General features: G+C 69.0%; 11 protein-coding genes. 3 read left to right on the top strand and 8 right to left on the bottom strand.

What is annotated here, in order from left to right:
- Nucleotides 1–8 precede the first annotated feature (8 nt).
- Together NAM01S_RS16920 and NAM01S_RS16915 are read left to right on the top strand one after the other, a co-directional pair.
- Nucleotides 9–1,028: a ParB/RepB/Spo0J family partition protein gene (locus NAM01S_RS16920; RefSeq protein ID WP_067786321.1), complete on the top strand. Its 1,020-nt coding sequence runs from the start codon at nucleotides 9–11 to the stop codon at nucleotides 1,026–1,028.
- Nucleotides 1,029–1,278: 250 nt separating this feature from the next.
- The gene (locus tag NAM01S_RS16915) at nucleotides 1,279–2,007 is read left to right on the top strand and encodes a hypothetical protein (protein ID WP_067786416.1); all 729 of its coding nucleotides are present in this window, start codon (nucleotides 1,279–1,281) and stop codon (nucleotides 2,005–2,007) included.
- A gap of 58 nt (nucleotides 2,008–2,065) precedes the next feature.
- Here the strand turns inward: NAM01S_RS16915 and NAM01S_RS16910 are convergent, their stop codons facing one another.
- The 8 genes from NAM01S_RS16910 to NAM01S_RS16875 form a co-directional block, all read right to left on the bottom strand.
- Nucleotides 2,066–3,262 (bottom strand): N-acetylmuramoyl-L-alanine amidase, encoded by a 1,197-nt coding sequence (locus NAM01S_RS16910; RefSeq protein WP_067786319.1) that lies wholly within the window; start codon nucleotides 3,260–3,262, stop codon nucleotides 2,066–2,068.
- Between the two features lie 161 nt (nucleotides 3,263–3,423).
- Nucleotides 3,424–3,750 (bottom strand): thioredoxin, encoded by a 327-nt coding sequence (gene trxA / locus NAM01S_RS16905; RefSeq protein ID WP_067786317.1) that lies wholly within the window; start codon nucleotides 3,748–3,750, stop codon nucleotides 3,424–3,426.
- Nucleotides 3,751–3,782: 32 nt separating this feature from the next.
- Nucleotides 3,783–4,769, bottom strand: a complete 987-nt coding sequence (gene trxB / locus NAM01S_RS16900; protein ID WP_067786315.1) for a thioredoxin-disulfide reductase — start codon at nucleotides 4,767–4,769, stop codon at nucleotides 3,783–3,785.
- A 90-nt stretch (nucleotides 4,770–4,859) separates the two neighbouring features.
- Nucleotides 4,860–5,693 (bottom strand): RsmA family anti-sigma factor, encoded by an 834-nt coding sequence (locus NAM01S_RS16895; RefSeq protein ID WP_067786313.1) that lies wholly within the window; start codon nucleotides 5,691–5,693, stop codon nucleotides 4,860–4,862.
- A gap of 119 nt (nucleotides 5,694–5,812) precedes the next feature.
- Entirely contained in the window at nucleotides 5,813–6,361 is a 549-nt protein-coding gene (gene sigM / locus NAM01S_RS16890; RefSeq protein ID WP_067786414.1) for an RNA polymerase sigma factor SigM, read from the bottom strand.
- Nucleotides 6,362–6,676: 315 nt separating this feature from the next.
- Nucleotides 6,677–10,933: a murein biosynthesis integral membrane protein MurJ gene (locus NAM01S_RS16885; RefSeq protein WP_253798935.1), complete on the bottom strand. Its 4,257-nt coding sequence runs from the start codon at nucleotides 10,931–10,933 to the stop codon at nucleotides 6,677–6,679.
- Between the two features lie 288 nt (nucleotides 10,934–11,221).
- On the bottom strand, nucleotides 11,222–13,813 hold the full coding sequence (locus NAM01S_RS16880; protein WP_084483014.1) for a DUF6049 family protein: 2,592 nt from the start codon (nucleotides 13,811–13,813) through the stop codon (nucleotides 11,222–11,224).
- Nucleotides 13,810–14,346: an NUDIX hydrolase gene (locus tag NAM01S_RS16875; protein WP_067786306.1), complete on the bottom strand. Its 537-nt coding sequence runs from the start codon at nucleotides 14,344–14,346 to the stop codon at nucleotides 13,810–13,812. The genes NAM01S_RS16880 and NAM01S_RS16875 overlap by 4 nt, the downstream gene beginning before the upstream one ends.
- Before the next feature lie 497 nt (nucleotides 14,347–14,843).
- Here NAM01S_RS16875 and NAM01S_RS16870 point away from each other — a divergent pair, with 497 nt between their 5' ends.
- Complete coding sequence (locus tag NAM01S_RS16870) at nucleotides 14,844–16,301, top strand: CCA tRNA nucleotidyltransferase (protein WP_067786412.1); 1,458 nt, start codon at nucleotides 14,844–14,846, stop codon at nucleotides 16,299–16,301.
- Nucleotides 16,302–16,315 lie beyond the last annotated feature (14 nt).

Genomic DNA, 16,315 nt, shown 5'->3' with positions numbered 1-16,315 from the left:
GTGGGCCGATGAGTCAGGCGAAGAAGGGTGGGCTAGGACGAGGTCTGGCCGCGCTGATCCCGACGGGGCCCGCGACAACGCAGGGACTCGGCAGCGCCGCGGCCAACGTGGTGATCGGTCTCGATCCCGTCGGTCCGCAGCCCGCTTCGGCGTACCTGCACCGCGTCCCCGACCCCGACGACACCGCCGACGAGGCCGACCTCGCCACCCCGGGCGGTGCGATCTACCGCGAGATCCCGCCGGACCAGATCGAGCCGAATCCCAAGCAGCCGCGCCAGGTCTTCGAGGAAGAAGCGCTCGCCGAACTGGTCCACTCCATCCGCGAATTCGGCCTCATGCAGCCGATCGTGGTGCGTCGCGTCGAGGCGGACCGCTATCAGCTGATCATGGGCGAGCGCCGCTGGCGGGCCGCTCAGGAGGCGGGCCTGGAAGCGATCCCGGCGATCGTCCGGGAGACCGCCGACGAGTCGATGCTGCGTGACGCCCTCCTGGAGAACATCCACCGGGTGCAGCTGAATCCGTTGGAAGAGGCGGCCGCGTACCAGCAGCTGCTCGAGGAATTCGACGTCACCCACGAAGAACTGGCCACCCGGATCGGTCGATCCCGTCCGGTCGTCACCAACATGATCCGTCTGCTGAAGCTGCCGATTCCGGTGCAGCGGCGGGTCGCGGCGGGCGTGCTGTCCGCCGGTCACGCGCGCGCCCTGCTCGGATTGGAAGCGGGCGCCGACGCGCAGGAGGTGCTGGCCGCCCGCATCGTCGCGGAGGGCCTGTCCGTGCGTGCCACCGAGGAAGCCGTCACCCTGGCCAACCGTGATCCGGACGCGGCCACTCCCCCGGCTCCCCGGCGCAAGCCGATCCACATGCCCGGTCTGCAGGACGTGGCCGAGCGGCTGTCGAATTCGTTCGACACCCGGGTGACCGTGAGTCTCGGTAAACGCAAGGGCAAGATCGTCGTCGAGTTCGGGTCCGTGGAGGATCTGGAGCGCATCGTCGGTCTGATGGCACAAGAGCAGATCGGTCAGTGACAGAAGAGGCAAAATAGCCCCGTGTTCTCGGTATATACGGGCCCGGCGTCGAAACGTCACTGTGACGGCGTCGAAAAGGGCGGCGCGACAGCGACATTGCGCGCGCGGACGACTCGGCACGAGGGCTCCAACCAACAGCACAGCGACGTGGAATGAGGCGGATTCGCTTGATCGCTTATTCTTGCTGGCGAGAAGACATTGATGCGACGTGAGCGTGGACGAATCGGACAGCTGGAGGCTGAGCAGAGCGGTGTCGACCAGCGTCACAGCACTTACCCTCGACGGACTGGACAAGCTGCCCGCGCATGCCCGGCGCTGTGTCTTCTGGGAGATCGATCCCGCCGTCGCAGAGGACTCGCGCGCGTTCAGTGATCCGGTTTTCGAAAAGGAAGCCTGGCTTTCGACGGTCATGCTCGAATGGGGTTCCTGCGGCCAGGTGGCCCGCGTGGACGGAAGCGTGGCGGGCTGCGCGCTGTACTCGCCGCCCAGCGCGGTGCCGCGTGCGACGCTGTTCCCCACTTCCCCGGTCAGCCCGGACGCCATCTTGCTGACCACCCTCCGCACCGAGTTCCCGCACCGAGACGAGGACATCGCCCACCGCCTGGTGCAGGCCGTGGTGTCGGACCTCGTGCGCCGCGGCGTTCGCGCGCTGGAGGCGTTCGGCATCCGTAACGATCCGCCGACCAAGCGGCTTTCGGACCGTTTGGTCGGTTCGATGACGCTGATGGAACGGATCGGTGCACCCGTCCGCGGTTCCGCCGCGGCCGCCCCCACCGAATGCTCACCGCAGACCTGCATGATCGAGGCGGACTTGCTGGAGGAGTTCGGCTTCGAGGTGGTCGCGCCGCACCACCGCTTCCCTCGGCTGCGTCTGGAGCTGGATTCCGATCACGGCTGGAAGGAAGACGTGGAGCGCGCGCTCGATCAGCTGCTCGCCGCCGCGTCCATGACGGCCCCCACCCGGGCCGGCGCACGCTGAGACGAGAAAGCCCCCGCCGATCACAGCTTCGGCGGGGGCTTTCTTTCGAGACGGAGACTCAGGTCCGGTCGGCGGCGGCCAGTTCCTCGGCAAGCAGCTCGGCGAACGTGTACGTGCCGGTCGGCTGATCGTCCTGACCCAGCAGGTACAGGCGCTTGACCGAGATCAAGATGGCCTCGGCGATGACGTCGCGCATCCGCGGGTTGGTGAGGACCGAGGCGTCGTATTCGTTGGTGAGGTAACCGATGTCGACCTGAACCGTCGGCATCTTGGTGAGCCGCAGCAGATCCCAGGTGCGCGAATGCGTACGGCAGTCCTGCAACGACGTGCGGGCCACCACCTCGCGCTGGATGAACCCGGCAAGCACCTGCCCGATCATCGAGACCGAGCCGTGTGAGTTGCCGAAGTGGAAGCTGGCCACACCGTTCGCCGACGGGCTCGGGTTGGTGGCACAGCGCAGCGAGATCATCAGGTCGGCGTCGAAAGCGTTGGAGGTCTCCGCGCGTTCGGCGTCGGTGGGGTTGGCTCCCCACGGCCGGGACAGGAACGTCTCCATGCCGGTGGCGGCCATCCGGCCTTCCAGCCTGCTGGCCAGATCCCACAGGATCTCCGACTCGTAGACGTCGCCGTACTCGGTCGGCACCGCGTATCCCTTGTCGGGACCGCCGAGACCCGGATCGATGACGATCCGCTTGCCGGTGAGCTGCGGCCCCGCCCGGTGCACCACCTCTTCCTCGGCGATGCGATGCGGATTGCCGCCGGTGACGCGCGCGCCGAGCAACTCCAGCGAACGCAGCGTGTCCGGACCGCAGATGCCGTCGGCGGACAGGCCGATCTCACGCTGGAACGCGGTGAGCGCTTCGTGGGTGTGCGGGCCGAAGTACCCGTCCACCCGATGAACGTAGAAGCCGAGGTCCTGCAGTTTGCGTTGCAACGTGGCGACATCGTCGCCGTACAGCGGCGCGGACAGCTGGTAGATCAGCGTGCGCGCACCGAGGCGGTAGGACGCCTCCTTCAGGGCCCGGTACGTGGCCGGACCGACCACACCGTCGACGAGCAGTCCGCGATGTTGCTGGAACGCGCGGACCGCGGAGTCGAGGTGGTGGTCGAAGGAGGCTTCGGTGTCCTTCCAGTACTCGCGCGCGTCGCCGTGATCGGCGCCGATGGCGTGTGCGTGCAGGAAGCCGAGACTTGCCAGGGTGCTCCGAACCTCTGCGACGGCTGGACCGGTATCACCGTGACGAAGTCGGTGCATGCGTGAGAGCCCTTTCCTTCCGTCAACCCGGGTACCCACTCATGCGACGGCATACACCCTCGCACGACCGGAGCGTCGGTCGATTGTCTCAGACCTGCCCCGGAATCCGACAATTACGGGGGTGGTGCAGGCATCCTACGGCGCGTCGTGGATTCGCGCCGTCAGATCTCGCCTTCCAGTTCGCGCAGGAGGGCAGCCTTGCCCTTGGCGCCGACGATCTGCTTGACCGGCTTGCCGCCGCGGAAAAGCATCATAGTGGGCAGGGAGAGCACCTGGTACTCGCGAGCCGTCTCCGGGTTGGCGTCCACGTCCAGCTTCGCGATGGTCAGCTTGTCCTTGTTCGCGGCGGCGATCTCCTCCAGCACGGGAGCGACCATCTTGCACGGACCGCACCAATCCGCCCAGAAGTCGACGAGCACGGGCTTCTCGCTGAGCAGCACCTCGTCGGCGAAGGACTTGTCGGTCACGGTGACCGTGTTCTCGGACATGGGTATCTCCTTGTGAATCTGTTCGAGAGAGATCAGTTGGCGTTCACGGCGACCGGCTGACCGGCGGCGTCCAGGGTGTTCGCGGTGATGTCACCCTGTTCGGCCAGCCAGCGCTCGGCGTCGATCGCGGCGCGGCAGCCGGTGCCCGCGGCGGTGATGGCCTGCCGGTAGGTGTGGTCGACGAGGTCGCCCGCGGCGAAGACGCCGGGGACCTTGGTGGCCGTCGTCGGATGCTCGACCTGTACGTAGCCTTCGTCGTCCAGCTCCACCTGACCGCGCACCAGCTCGCTGCGCGGGTCGTGGCCGATCGCCACGAACAGGCCGGTCGCGGCCAGCTCGGAGGTCTCGCCGGTGCGGGTGTCGCGCAGGGTGAGACTGGTCACCGCGTTCTCGCCGTGCACCTCGATCACTTCGGCGTTCAGCACGAACTTGATCTTCTCGTTGGCCTTGGCCCGCTCCAGCATGATGCGCGACGCGCGGAACTCCTCGCGGCGGTGCACGATGGTGACGCTCGACGCGAACTTGGTGAGGAAGGTCGCTTCCTCCATGGCCGAGTCGCCGCCGCCGACCACCACGATGTCCTGGCCCTTGAAGAAGAAGCCGTCGCAGGTGGCGCAGGCGCTCACGCCGCGGCCGAGCAGCCGCTGCTCACCGGGCACGTTCAGGTAGCGGGCGGCCGAGCCCATGGCCAGGATGACCGCGTACGCCTGGTAGGTCTGATCGCCGACCGTGACCGTCTTCACCGGTCCGCTCAGGTCGATGGCGTCCACGTCCTCGGTGCGGATGTCCGCGCCGAAACGCTTGGCCTGCTCGCGCATCTCGTCCATCAGGTCCGGGCCCATGATGCCGTCGCGGAAGCCGGGGAAGTTCTCGACCTCGGTGGTGGTCATCAGCGCGCCACCGAACTGGGTGCCCTCGAAGAGCAGCGGCTCGAGTTCGGCGCGTGCGGCGTAGACGGCTGCGGTATAGCCTGCGGGGCCGGAGCCGACGATGATCAGGTCGCGAACTGGCGTGCTCATAGGGCCCTTCCGAGAAGATCTGAGGGGGAACGTGACGGTCAACAACAGCCTAAACGCTGTTGTTCCCGCGCCGGTGGGGCCCGTACTCGGTCAGCCGATGTCCGTGACTTTGCGCACCTGCGGGTCGCCCGTGGTGCAGCCGGGGCCGACGACCAGCGCGGTGATCTTGCCATGGGCGGTGCCGCTCAGCAGGATGAGCACCGCGTCCTTCCCCTGATATCGCATGTTCATCGAGCCGAGGACGGCCCGGTCCATCCCCGCGGCGGCGACGCAGCGGGTGAGCGCGGGGCGGCTGCCGAGCGGCCCGGTGACGTCGTTGCGGCCGAGGGCAGCCAGCGCGGCGGTCGGAGTCAGGTCGTCGCCGAGCTGATCGTCGGTCGGCGTCGGCTTCGCGGTGGTCGTCACGTCACCGCCGCGGAAAAGCTGGACGCCGATGCCGGTGCCTGCGAGCACCGCGAGGACGGCGGCCGCGGCGGCGATCCAGCGCAAGCGTCTGCTCCGATGCTGGGCGAGCGGAATCGGCGCGGCGATGGGTTCGGTCCGGTCCTCGGAAGCCGTTGGCTCGCTGCCGTTTCCGAGGACCCGTTGATCTCGGAGTGCCGCGTCGTCGGATGACGTGGCACCGAGCCGATGGACGGTGCCGATGCGTTCGGTCGGCTCCTCCCCCAGCTCCAGTTCGGCGACGAAGGCCGCGAGCCGCTCGGAGACGTCCTCGGGCATCGGATGGACGACGCGCTCGTCGGTGCGCAGGGTGCGCAGCCGCGTGGTCACCTCGTCCAGTGAGCGCAGGTAGCGCACCGCGTCGGAGTCGGCGCGGACGGCGGGCCACAGCTGAGCGCCGAGCTCGGGGTCCACATTGTCGGCATGCAGGTCGGCGAGCAGCTCCTGCGAAAATGGAGGCTGCGGTACGGACCGGGTCGCCATCGCACCTCCAGTGTTCTCATCCGACGTAACTGTCTTGTCTGCCGCGGTCGCGCCGCGGAACTCGCGGGCGCCATCTGTACATCGCTCGGGTGTTCGTCACTATTAATGACGCATCGCCACTACTTCCGGTTCCCCGGATCGCGGAGAAATTCCAAACGCTCTTGCAGGCGTTGTCGACCCCGCGCGCAGCGGCTCTTGATCGTCCCCTCCGGAACCCCCAGCATCGCCGCCGCTTCCGACACGCTATACCCCTCCAGGTCGATCGCGACCAGCGCGGTGCGCTGATCGGGCGGCAGCGAGAACAGGGCGCGGTCGACCACGATCGACATCTCGACCTCGGCGAACTCGTCCCGCTCGTCGCGCGGTTCTGGCAGCGTATCCGGCGAAAGCGAGACCGCCCGACGAGTCTTGTTGCGGCGAATCCGATCCAGGCAGGCGTTCACCACGATCGCGTGCAGCCAGCTGCGCACCTCGGCCTCGGCGCGGAACGATCCCGCGGTGCGGTGCGCGGAGAGCAGCGCGTCCTGCAACGAGTCCGCGGCGTCTTCGCGGGTGTACGACGTGCGCAAGGCCGTCTGCCAGAGGTGATCGTTGTGCCTGCGTAGTAGTTCGGCGAAGGCGTGCCGCTCGCCGCGCGCGTGGGCGCTGAGCAATTCCCGGTCGGACAGCTCGCCGGGCACGAACGAGCGCTCACGGGACGCGACCCGCGAACTTCCCCCGCGGGAATCCTCGTTCAATTCCGACGACAAAACCAACCCCTTGGACGGCGCTCAACTCACGACAGCCCAAAAGGACCATCGCCGTAAATATTTCGCAGCATCCGGGATCGAAAACCCAGGTCCCGGGAAGCTCCCCTGCTGAGAGCGCTAGCCGATCATATCGGGACTGCCGAAGCGGCAGCAACAAGACCACTCGCGATCAGGGCGGACTTCGTAGGCAGGCAACCGATCAGGCAGGGAGCGGGAAGAATTCGACGCGGGCGATCAGGGCGCGGCGTCGAACCGCAGATCGGCGATCGTCGTCTGGAACTGGTTTCCCGAGTTGCCGAGACCGGTGATCCAGACGAGCACGTAGCGCGCGGATTGGTCTGCGCTCACGGGGATTTCGGTGACACCGTCGACCAGCTGGGCCGCGCCGATCAGCTGGGTCTGGTCCAACGTCGGCGAATTCGTCGGCGAGGTACGGATTTCCACGGACGTACCGGGGCTCGGCGAGGTGATCGAGACGTTCGTCAGCTTCGCCGGGCTCGGCAGCGTGGCCAGCAGGCCGACCCCCTTCTTGAGGGCCGGGAACTGCTGGAAGTACTGATCGGAGCGCCAGACGGTGGCCGGGTCGTCGTCCAGCACCGCGCCGACGCCGCTGACGTTGTCCGGGGTGCCCTCCGGCGAGAACACGGTCGCGTTGGTCACCGGGACAGGCACGCCGCCTGCCGCCGGGTTGCTCGGGACCGCTCCTGGCGGGGTCGTCGGCGAGACGGAACTGTTGGTGGTCAGGCCGATGTTGCGCGATTCGTCGATCGGTGCGTCGGACGCGCCGGGCGCGAAAACGCTGACCATCCACCAGATCACGATGCCGACGACGAGCGCCGCGAGGATGCCGAGGCCGACCATGATCCACATCATGCGCTGGGACCGCTCGCGTTCGGCGGCGAGCAATTCGGGATCGGCGAGCGAATCGTCGGCGTTGACCGGCTGCGCGCGCTGCCCGAGCCGCAGCACCGGGATGAAATCGGTCTTCTGGTCGACGACCGAGGCCTGCTCCAGCACGTGCTGGACGGTCGCGGCGGTCCGCACGCCCTTGTTCGACTCCAGCGAGCGCACCGCGACCGCGGAGATCTCGAAGGGCACCTCGGGCCGAATCTGTCTGGGCTCCACCGGCGTTCCGTCCGGACCGAAGTCCGCGAGGCGCAGTCCGCCGACGGTGGCCGCGGTGCCGGTCAGGCCGCCGGAGCGGATCGGCCAGCGCGCGGTGATGAGCGCGTAGAGCATCGCGCCGAGGCCGCGCACGTCGGACTGGGCGTCGGAATCGCCGAGCGTGCCGGGGAAGGCGAGCACGGCGTCACCGGTGGCGCTGATGCGCACGCGGTCGGGGTGGTCGATGGACAGCGAACCGCCACCGCGGTGGGCCAATTCGGCGGCCGAGGCGAGCGCGCGGATCGCGCGGGCCGCGCCGATCGGGGAGGGCACCGTCTCGGCCATCTCGCGCAGCGAGCGACCGGGGGTCCACTCGGCGACCACGATGCCGCCGGAGCTGCCGCGCACCACGTCCAGAACGCGGGCAAGACCGGGCGAATTGATGCGGCCGAGCCGCAGGGTGCGCGAGAGGATGGCCTGCGGACCGTCGTGGCCGGAGTTGTCGGTGGCCTTCTGATCGGCGTCGACGAAGGTCAGCGCGACCTCGCGATCGAGTTTGATGTCGAGGGCCTGCCAGAACTTGAGCCCACGCGCGCCGCCGTGGCTGGCGAGCAGACGATAGCGACCGCCCGCGACCGACGCACCCGGAATCAGCTTGGGGCCGCGCGGAGTTCGCCGCGCACCCGTCGCTTCCGCCCCGGCGGGCGGCAGCTGCGGAATGGGGATCATTCCGGTGTCGTACATCGGGTCGCGCTGTGGCGCCTGGTGATGCGTCTCGCGCGGGGCGTGCTGCCCGTCGGCGGAGGGCGGGGTGTCGGGGCCCGCGTTCGGATGCTGGGGGTCCGACGGGTTCTCCGCGGCGGGCGGGTGGTCGGTGGACAGGCCGCCGGCCTTGGTCGCAGAAGGATCGGCGGCTGGGACGCCGCCCACCGCCGCGTCGTCGCTCACCCTCATTCCTCCTTCGCCCTGGTATGTCGAAGTTCCGGCGAATTCGCCACTTGTGCTTCTCTGCCGAACAGGGTACGGGAACTCACCCCGCCCGGTGCGGTCAACAGCATCCGGTCTGATCACGGGCAAGACCATCGTGGCCTGCGAATCAAGGTAGGGGTCGAAGCCCGAGTACATGTACGGATCGGGCCTGCGGAACACCTGCGTTGCGTAGTCGTCCTCGACCGGCCCCTCGAGGTCCAGATCCGGTGCGGGCGGCGTGATGCCGAGGCGCCGGGAGATGGCCACGGTGATGGCGACGATCTCGGGAATGCCCGCGAGCCGCATGAGTCCGAACGCCGTCGCGAACATGACGATCGCCGTGATCATCACCCGGATCAGCGAACCTGGACCGCCCATGGACTCCGACAGCCGTTCCAGGCCGAGTACCTTGTCCACGATCAACATCACCGCGCCGCCCGCCACCGAGGCGAGCACGACCCTGGTGACGGTGCGGCCGACGTTGGCCATCCGCAGATCGCCGAGGCTGCGGTGCAGCAGGTAGCCGCCGATGATCGCGCCCGCCGTGAAGCCGAGTCCGTTCGCGACGCCGAGCACGATGACGACCTGATCGCTGTTGTCGGCGATGAACGGCGCGAGGGCCGAGAGGGCGATCTTGACGGCCGTGATGCCGAGGATGATCCAGGTCGGCGTCCACGCCTGCTCGCGCGCGTAGAACACCCGCAGGTGGATCAGCACGAGGGCGTAGGGAATCAGCGCGAAGGCCGACCAGCTCACCGCGTAGCCGAGCCGTTCGGCGTCGCCGGTGAAGCGCGCGTACCCGAACAGCGCCTCGCCGAGCTGCGGCCCCGCGAGCGTCAGGAAGGTGACGACCGGAAAGAGAGCGATCATGGTCAGGCGGGTCGCGACGGACAGATCGTCGACGACGGCCGGGGTGTCGCCCTCGGCCGCGTTGCGGCTCAGGCGCGGCATGATCGCGGTGAGCACCGTGACGCCGAGTACGCCGTAGGGCAGCTGGAGCAGCAGCCAGGCCAGCGAATAGATGGCAGGGCCCGCCTCGTCCGCCGTCGAGGCGACGTGGTTGGCGAAGACCAGGCCGACCTGGCTGATCAGCACGTACAGGATGATGGCCGCGCCCATCACGCCGAACTGCTTGAGTCGGGTGTCGACGCCCCAGAGCGGTCGCAGGTCGATCCCCTCGCGGCGGATCGCGGGCAGCAGCGCGGCCGCCTGGGTGAAGACACCGAGCGTGACGCCGATACCGAGGACGAGCAGCTTCGGATCGCTCATCGACACCGGATCGAGCGTGATCTCACCGGGCGTCACCGCGTAGAGGCCGAGCACCGCGAGCATGACGACGTTGTTCAGCACGGGCGCCCACGCACCGGGTTTGAACACCTGGCGGGTGTTCAATATCGCGGTGAACAGCGCCGACATGCCGTAGAAGAGGATCGCGGGCAGCAGCAAGAAGGTCAGCGCGGTGGTCAGCTGGGTGTTGACCTTGCCGTCGGCGGACACGAAGACGTGCGTCGCCAGCAGCGGCGCCGCGGCCGTCGCCAGCAAGGTGGCGCCCATCAGCACCACGAACGCGGCCGTGACCAGGCGCCGGACGAAGGCCGCCCCGCCGTCTGCGTCCTCCTTCTCCGCGCGCACCAGCGTCGGAACCACCATCGCGGTCAGTACCGCGCCGAGCACCAGCTCGGTGATCATGTTCGGGATCAGGCTCGCCGAGGTGAACGCACTGGCGATCGCGGGGCCGAGCACCGCGGCGAGCAGCAGCTGCTTGCCGAAACCGGTGATGCGGCTGATCAGCGTCGCGATCGCGATCGAACCGGAGTCCCTGAGCAGCCGGGAGCTCGCGCTCTCCTTGGTCTCGGTCGGCTCCGGCTCGGCCTCGGTGACGGCCCACTCCTGGGTGCGCGGCCGATTGGCGGGCGGCGGCGTGTCGCGTACCGCGGCCGCGGGCCTGCCACGCAGCGGCGCGGGGTTCGGCTGCTGCGGCGCGTACTTGGGCGGCGGCGCGAACCGCTGCGGCGGCGCCGGGGTTCGCGGGATCGGCTCACCTTGGTCGTACGGCACCCTTGGCGGTGCCGGCCTGCCCTCCGGAGGTGCGGGCGGACGCTGCGTCGGCGACGGCGGGACCGGTGGCACCGGCGGTAGGGGACGTCCCGGCGGTGCGGGACGCGGTCCTTGGCTCGGCTGCGGCGGATACTGGCGCTGACCGGGATGTGGCGCGGCGCCGGGCCGCTGCGGCGGCACGGGCGGGCGACCGGCCGGTCCGCGCTGGGCGGGCATGGGGCCGGACTGTCCGGGAAGCGGTCCGCGCTGGGCGGGCATCGGGCCCGACGGCGGCGCCATCCGACCGCCCTGCGGCGGTCTGGACGGGCGGCTGACCCGAGGCACCCTCGGATACTCGCCGTAGGGGTCCCGGTGCGTCATGCCGGGATCCTCCTGCGGTTCGCTCTGCGGCCGCATCCCCCGTTCCCAAGGCGCGGCGGGAGCCCGACGGGCGGGCGGCCCGTCAGGTCGTTCATCAGGTCGAGGCCGATGAGCGGATAAATCATCGTCGCTCATCATGCCTCCTGTGTCGTACCGGACCTGCGCATCCGGCATGCCCGATCGGCGTTTCGCCCATCGAGCCTCCCCCGTCGTGCTGGTACCCGCCCGCGCTCCGAAGCGGGCGCGGACGTCCACCGATTGTCCCGCACGGTGAGGGCATCGGATCGATCATCCCTCATCGTGCCCTTGTGCCTGTTCGCGTAGTACTCGCTGGCGGGCACGACGGTACCGGTTGACCCGACGCCGGATGCCGGGGTCGAAACCCTCGTCTGCGGGATCGGGCTCGCCGCGGAAGCGCCGCCACAGCCGACGCCCGGCCAACAGGAACAGCAGCAGTCCGGCACATGCCGTAATTATGGCCAAGGCCTGCCCGTAGGCATTGGAACGCACCGAGACCGATGTCGCGTTGCCCAGCGCGACGCCGTCCGGCGTGTTGAGCGAGATCGGAATCACCAGGTTGCGGCTGTCGCTGACCTCGGTCGGTATCTGGAACGACCGGGTGCCGTTCGGCGGCAGCTGCTGTTCGCCGATGTCGGTGATGTTCGTCTCGGCGGGCGCCTCGATGCGGAACCTGATGCGGATAGCGACCGGCAGATCGTTGCGCGCGACCAGCAGCAACGGGCTCTGTTCGGAGGCCAGCGTGTACACACCGCCCGGCGGAAGCACCGTCACCGACCGATACAGGTTGTTCATCGTGCGTGTCGTCTGGTCCAGCCGCCGCTGCGCGAAGGTGTCCGGCTGGGTGGCGTTGCCGGTGCGGCGATCGGAGAGCGAGAGCACTCGGATCAGGTCGTCGCGTAGCGGGGTGAGGAACTGGCGCGGCGTCGGCTCGATCTCCGGCACGTCGACGAGGGCACGCATCAGCTCGGTGATCCGGTGGCCCTGCTCGCGCGTCGGCAGGACGAACCGCGCGGGTACCGCGTCCTCGGCGGCCTGCGGCAGATAGTCGAGTTCGTAGGGCTGCGGGTCCGGTGGCAGCGCGAGCAGGTCCGCGAACTGGCGCGGCGTCGCGAGATTGCTCTGGATGAGCAGGTCGAGCTGTTTCAGCAGCGCGGCGGCCTCGTCCCGGTTGGCGCCCCACTGCTGCGGCGGGACGAGCAGCAGCGAACGCGGTTTGCCCGGCTCCGGGTGCAGCGCGCTCCACGAGACCGCGCCCAACGCGTCCTGCAGGCGGGCGGCGCGCGAGTCGTTGGTCACGTCGTAGCGCACCCGGTCCGGCGTGAACGAGGGCGTCGGTGGATTCGAGCCGACCGCCGCGAGCGCCGTCGCCGACCAGATGTCGAAGGTCGCCGCGTGCAGCGCGGGATCGGGTCGCGGAGCGGGCGGCGCGGAAGGATCGGCGGGCGCGGCGGGCGGGGGCGCCTGCTCGGGCGTCGGCGCGGTGACGCCCGGCAGCCGGACGAGCTCCGGCGCCGCCGTCTCCGTGGCGTCCGCCGTCGTGAGCGCGGAACCGCGACTGCTGCTGAAGTCCACCGAATCGGCCTGGCCGACTGGCACCGCTGCCGAGTCGGCGAGCACGGCGGTACCGAAACCGAGGCTGCGCAACAACATTGCGCCGCCCGCGTCGATGCTGCCGGAATCGGGCAGGCTGACGCCGCGCAGCGAGCGGGTGGCCAGGATCGAATCGATGATCTCCGCTGGCGCGTCCAACGCGCGGGCGGACAGTTCGGGATCGTTGACCGCCGCCAGCGCGTTCACGTCGACCTGCGCGAACGGCAACGCCACCGTGCACACCGACGAGGCGAGCGCGCGCAACCGGTCCAGCCAGGTCTGCGCGTGTTCGGCGCCGGTGCCCTCCCTGGTCGCGCCGTCCGGGTCCGACGGGCTGGCGAGCACGCGATAACCCCTTGTCATCGCCTGCACCGTGAGCAGCAGATCCGGGTCGACGGCGACACACACCGCCGAGGCGAGCCCGCGATCCCGGTTCGGCCCGGTGCCGATCGCCGACTCCAGCGCGCCGAGCAACTGTTCCAGCCGACCGCCCTTGCCGAGCGACGCCGCGAGCTCGTCGTCGGTCAGCTCGACGTTCCCGTTCACCGAACCCGGCACGCCGGCCACCAGCCGCGGCCGGTCGGCCAACGGCCACAGCAACGTGGTCGCCACCGGCGCGTCGGTCGGCGCGGGCACCGGCTCGGTCGCGTCCGGCCCCGCGGGCGGCAGACCGAGCACCGGCAGCAGGAACCTGGCGTCGTCCAGCCGCGCCTGGCTGCCGTATGCGGGCTCACCGTTGACGTTCAGCAGCAGCGGATACACGCCTGGCTCATCGATCTGCAACGACGCGTCGCCGCCGGAGCGCAGCGGAATGCTCAACGTGAACTGCTTGCGCTGGCCGGGACTGAGCCGCTCGACCACATCCTCGAACGGACCGGTCAGCTCGTAGTTGACCTGATCCAGCCGCAACGCCGAGCGCAGCCCGCTCGGCGCCGACACCGCGGGCGCCCGCTGAATGCGGACGCTGATGTCGTCGACGACCCGGTCGCCGATGTTGGTCACCGTGCCGGAGACGGTGAGCAGTGGATCACTCGTGGTGGTCACCGCCGAGGGGGTCACCGAATCCAGCGACAACTTCAAGAATTTGGGCGTCGTGGAATTGTTCGACCCGGTCGGCTGCGCGCCCGCAGGCGCCGCGAGCAGCACCGGCACGGCCGTCACCGAACCGAGCAGGGTCAGGACCGCCACGATGATCCGGAACAGGCCCGCCCGTCGCCCGGCCACCACCCTCCACGGAATCGCTGCGCGATGCCGAAAAGTCTGGGTCATCGCTTGCCGGTCTCCATCCGGTCGATCAACCGGTTCGCGACCTCGGCCAAGCGGCGCTCGTCGGCGTAGGCCAATCGAGAGTCGAGCTCGCTCAACGGAACCCACGCGACCTGGGTGACCTCCACGTCGGCGTCGGACAATTCGCCGCCGACGGAACGCAAAAGATAATGATGCACGGTCTTGTGTACCCGGCGGCCCTCGGTGACGAACCAGTAATCGATACTGCCCAACTCGGCCACCACCACGCCGTGGATGCCGGTCTCCTCGGCCACCTCACGGATCGCGGTCTGCTCCGCCGTCTCGCCTTCCTCGATATGACCCTTCGGCAACGACCACAGCAACCGCCCGCGACGATCGGTGCGACCGATCAAGGCGGCGCTGCGTTTATCGCTCGGTCCCTCGAGACCGTCCACGACCAATCCCCCCGCGGAAGTCTCCCTCACCGTGCGCATGCGCGGTTTCGCCGCGTTGGCCGCCGAACCGCGGCGCCGAGGCTGGCGGCGTCGACTGTTCGCGCGATCGGCCGGAGACACCAAGCAATCCTACTGTGTTGGATGGCCGCGCCTTCGGCGCGGCGTGTTCGCGGCCCCTTATGTCTCGCTTCCCAGCGACCGAGACTCGCGACTTCGTCGCATGCGTCTCGGCCGCTGGGAAGCGAGACGGCCGCGAACGGTCGCTCGTCGGGCTCGCTCCGTGGTGGGTGGGTGGGGATGTGATGTTCCGTTCTTTTCCGATCCCTGCGACTGACTGGCTAGCGGTCGAGCTCACGACTGCGTCGCATGCGCTTGGACCACTCGGAAGCGAGACGGGCGCGAACGGGGCTCGTAAGACTCGCCCTCGGGGTGGTCGGCAGTGCGTGAATGCTCTGTTCGTCAGCGGGATTGTCCGGAGCGGGATCACCATTGCCTGTCAGGTGGAATGTACGTCACCGGCCGTTCGATGCCCGCGTTCGGTCGCGTGCCCGAATTCCACTTTTCCCGCCTCGGTAAGCTGCTGCTTCGTGGTTTCGTCCAAGTCCGAGGATGCGCAAGTGACCGATCCAGCCCCGTTGCCTTCCGAGGATCGGCGTACCCGGTTGCTTGCCGCGGCGGCGGTCACCCTCGGCGGACTCGCCGATGTGCTGACGCCGCTCGGCGAACTGTTCGCGGCGCGCGGGCACGAGCTGTACCTGGTTGGCGGCAGCGTGCGCGACGCGGTGCTCGGGCGGCTCGGCACCGATCTGGACTTCACCACCAGCGCGCGACCGGAGCAGGTGCAGGAGCTGATGCGCGGCTGGGCCGATCACCTGTGGGACACCGGCGGCTTGGCGTTCGGCACGGTCAGCGCGGCCAAGGACGATCAGCAGCTGGAGATCACCACCTTCCGCAGCGACACCTACGACCGGGTCTCGCGCAATCCCGAGGTCACCTTCGGCGACACCCTGCAAGGCGACCTGGTGCGCCGCGATTTCACCGTCAACGCGATGGCCGTGAAGATCGCCGCGGACGGCTCGCTCGAGTTCATCGATCCGCTCGGCGGCATGGACGCGCTGCTCGAGGGTGTGCTGGATACGCCTGCGGCGCCGGAGGATTCGTTCAACGACGATCCGCTGCGCATGCTGCGGGCGGCCCGCTTCGTCTCCCAGCTCGGTTTCGAACTCGCCCCGCGGGTGCGCACGGCCATCGAGGCCATGGCGGGTGAGATCGATCGCATCACCGCCGAGCGGGTGCGCGTCGAACTGGACAAGCTGATCGGTGGCGCGCATCCGATCGACGGCATCAATGTGATGTGCGAGACCGGTCTGGCCCAGCGGGTGCTGCCGGAGGTGCCCGCCATGAAGCTGGAGATCGACGAGCATCACCAGCACAAGGACGTCTACTGGCATTCGCTGACCGTGCTCCAACAGGCGATCGACCTGGAGGACGGCGATCCGGACCTGGTGCTGCGCTGGGCCGCGCTGCTGCACGACATCGGCAAGCCGGACACCAAGCGCAACGAGCCGGGCGGCGGCGTCAGCTTCCACCACCACGAGGTGGTCGGCGCCAAGATGGTGCGCAAGCGGATGCGTGCGCTGAAGTACCCGAAGCAGTTCACCGAGGACGTGGCCCGGCTGGTCTTCCTGCACCTGCGTTTCCACGGCTACGGCAAGGGGCAGTGGACCGATTCCGCGGTGCGCCGCTACGTCACCGACGCCGCCGAGCTGCTGCCAAGGCTGCACAAGCTGGTGCGCGCGGACTGCACCACCCGCAACAAGCGCCGCGCCGCCGCCCTGCGCGCCACCTACGACGACCTCGAGACGCGCATCGAACGACTCCAGCAGGAGGAGGACCTGGCCAAGGTCCGCCCCGACCTGGACGGCAACGCGATCATGGAGCTGCTCGGCCTGCGGCCGGGTCCCGAGGTCGGCAAGGCATGGCGCTATCTCAAGGAGCTGCGCCTGGACCGCGGCCCGATGACGCGCGACGAGGCCGAGGCGGCGCTGTTGGAATGGTGGAAGACACAGAGCTGACCAGGTTTTCGGCG

The sequence above is a fragment of the Nocardia amikacinitolerans NBRC 108937 genome (genome assembly GCF_001612615.1).
In the GTDB taxonomy this organism is placed as follows: domain Bacteria; phylum Actinomycetota; class Actinomycetes; order Mycobacteriales; family Mycobacteriaceae; genus Nocardia; species Nocardia amikacinitolerans.
The sequence above is the reverse complement of the archived record's forward strand: the minus strand, read 5'-3'. Positions and strand labels throughout refer to the sequence as shown.